This is a genomic window from Oerskovia sp. NPDC056781 (genome assembly GCF_042789955.1).
Taxonomy (GTDB): Bacteria; Actinomycetota; Actinomycetes; order Actinomycetales; family Cellulomonadaceae; genus Oerskovia; species Oerskovia rustica.
On record NZ_JBHUAD010000360.1, the window covers coordinates 1 to 2,511 of the forward strand.

Here is a 2,511-nt window from a genome sequence, read left to right on the forward strand (position 1 = left end):
GTGGAGAGCCCACCGTCATCGCGAACGCCGAGGGCGCTCGCACGACCCCCTCGGTCGTCGCGTTCTCGAAGACCGGCGAGGTCCTCGTCGGCGAGATCGCCAAGCGCCAGGCGGTCACGAACGTCGACCGCACCATCACGTCGGTCAAGCGCCACATGGGCACCGACTGGTCGGTCGAGATCGACGACAAGAAGTACAGCGCGCAGGAGATCTCCGCGCGCGTGCTCGGCAAGCTCAAGCGCGACGCCGAGGAGTACCTGGGCGAGCCCGTCACCGACGCGGTCATCACCGTCCCGGCGTACTTCAACGACGCCGAGCGCCAGGCGACCAAGGACGCCGGGCAGATCGCGGGTCTCAACGTCCTGCGCATCGTCAACGAGCCCACCGCCGCCGCTCTGGCCTACGGCCTGGAGAAGGGCAAGGAGGACGAGCTCATCCTCGTCTTCGACCTCGGTGGTGGAACGTTCGACGTCTCCCTCCTCGAGGTGGGCAAGGACGAGGACGACTTCTCGACCATCCAGGTCCGCGCGACCTCTGGCGACAACCGCCTCGGTGGTGACGACTGGGACAACCGCATCGTCGAGCACCTCATCCAGCAGGTGAAGAACAGCTCGGGCGTCGACCTGTCCAAGGACAAGATCGCGCTGCAGCGTCTGCGTGAGGCCGCCGAGCAGGCGAAGAAGGAGCTCTCGTCCGCGACGAGCACCAACATCTCCATGCAGTACCTCTCGATGAGCGAGAACGGCCCCATCCACCTGGACGAGAAGCTCACGCGCGCCCAGTTCCAGCAGATGACGCAGGACCTCATCGACCGGACCAAGGCGCCGTTCCACGCGGTCATCCGCGACGCCGGCATCTCCGTCAGCGACATCGACCACGTCGTGCTCGTGGGTGGTTCCACCCGCATGCCCGCCGTGACCGAGGTCGTCAAGGAGCTCACGGGCGGCAAGGAGCCCAACAAGAGCGTCAACCCGGACGAGGTCGTCGCCGTCGGCGCCGCGCTGCAGGCCGGTGTCATCAAGGGCGAGCGCAAGGACGTCCTCCTGATCGACGTCACCCCGCTGTCCCTGGGCATCGAGACCAAGGGTGGCGTGATGACCAAGCTCATCGAGCGCAACACGGCCATCCCGACCAAGCGCAGCGAGGTGTTCTCGACCGCCGAGGACAACCAGCCGTCCGTGCTGATCCAGGTCTTCCAGGGTGAGCGCGAGTTCGCCCGCGACAACAAGCCGCTGGGCACGTTCGAGCTCACGGGCATCGCCCCGGCCCCGCGCGGTCTGCCGCAGATCGAGGTCACCTTCGACATCGACGCGAACGGCATCGTCCACGTCGGCGCGAAGGACCGCGGCACCGGCAAGGAGCAGAAGATGACCATCACCGGTGGCTCCGCGCTGCCGAAGGAGGACATCGACCGCATGGTCAAGGAGGCCGAGGAGCACGCGGCCGAGGACAAGAAGCGTCGCGAGGAGGCGGAGACCCGCAACCAGGCCGAGTCCTTCGTGTACTCGACCGAGAAGCTCGTCGCGGAGAACAAGGAGAAGCTCCCCGCCGACGTCGTCACCGAGGTCGAGGCCGACATCGCGTCGGTCAAGACGGCCCTCGAGGGCACGGACGCGGACGCCGTGAAGTCGGCCCACGAGAAGCTCCTGGCCTCGAGCCAGAAGATCGGCGAGGCGCTCTACGCGTCGGCCGAGCGTGAGCAGGCCGCGGGCGACCAGGGCGCCGCTGACGCGGACGCCGCTGCGGCCGCCGGTGCGACCTCGGCTCCCGACGAGGACATCGTCGACGCCGAGATCGTGGACGAGGACGACAAGAAGTGACGAGCGACGCGCAGGGCCCCGAGGAGCTCGGCTCCGAGGACCAGCCCTTCCACTTCACCGACAAGCGCAAGGTGACCCCGGAGGGGCAGCCCAAGGAGGCTGCCCCCGAGGGGGCCGGCTCCGTGCCCGGTTCGGCCGGGAACGACGCGGAGAGCGACCCGCTGGCCGGGCTCGACTTCGAGCCCACCGGCGAGGCCGGGGACGACGCAGCCCTGCTGGCTGCGCAGTCCGAGGCGGCTGCCCACCTCGACGCCCTCCAGCGTGAGCGGGCCAGCTTCACCAACTACCGCAACCGGTCGCTGCGCGACCAGGAGGCCGCGCGGGTCAAGGGCGTCGAGGACGTCCTGGCCGCGCTCCTGCCGGTCCTCGACGACATCGACCGGGCGCGCCAGCACGGCGAGCTCGACGGCCCGTTCGTCGCGATCTCCGACAAGCTCGACGCGAGCCTGGCGAAGTTCGGCGTCGAGCGGTACGGCGTCGTGGGCGAGGAGTTCGACCCGACCGTCCACGAGGCGCTCATGCACCAGGTGGACCCCGAGGCCACGTCGGCCACGGTCAACATGGTCATCGAGCCGGGCTACCGGATCGGCGAGAAGATCGTGCGCGCCGCGCGCGTCTCGGTCGTCGGACCGGAGTAGAAACGGAGGTGGGAGCCAGGTCCTGCGGGACCCGGCACCCACCGGACCCCGGA

General features: G+C 69.1%; 2 protein-coding genes. Both read left to right on the forward strand.

All coding sequences use genetic code 11. The features are described from left to right. The coding region (gene dnaK, locus ACFRCR_RS18310; RefSeq protein ID WP_377679596.1) for a molecular chaperone DnaK at window positions 1-1,820 on the forward strand (1,820 nt) is incomplete at its 5' end. Further along, window positions 1,817-2,458, forward strand: a complete 642-nt coding sequence (gene grpE / locus ACFRCR_RS18315) for a nucleotide exchange factor GrpE (RefSeq protein WP_377679597.1) — start codon at window positions 1,817-1,819, stop codon at window positions 2,456-2,458. The genes dnaK and grpE, both read left to right, overlap by 4 nt. The last annotated feature ends 53 nt before the right edge of the window (window positions 2,459-2,511 follow it).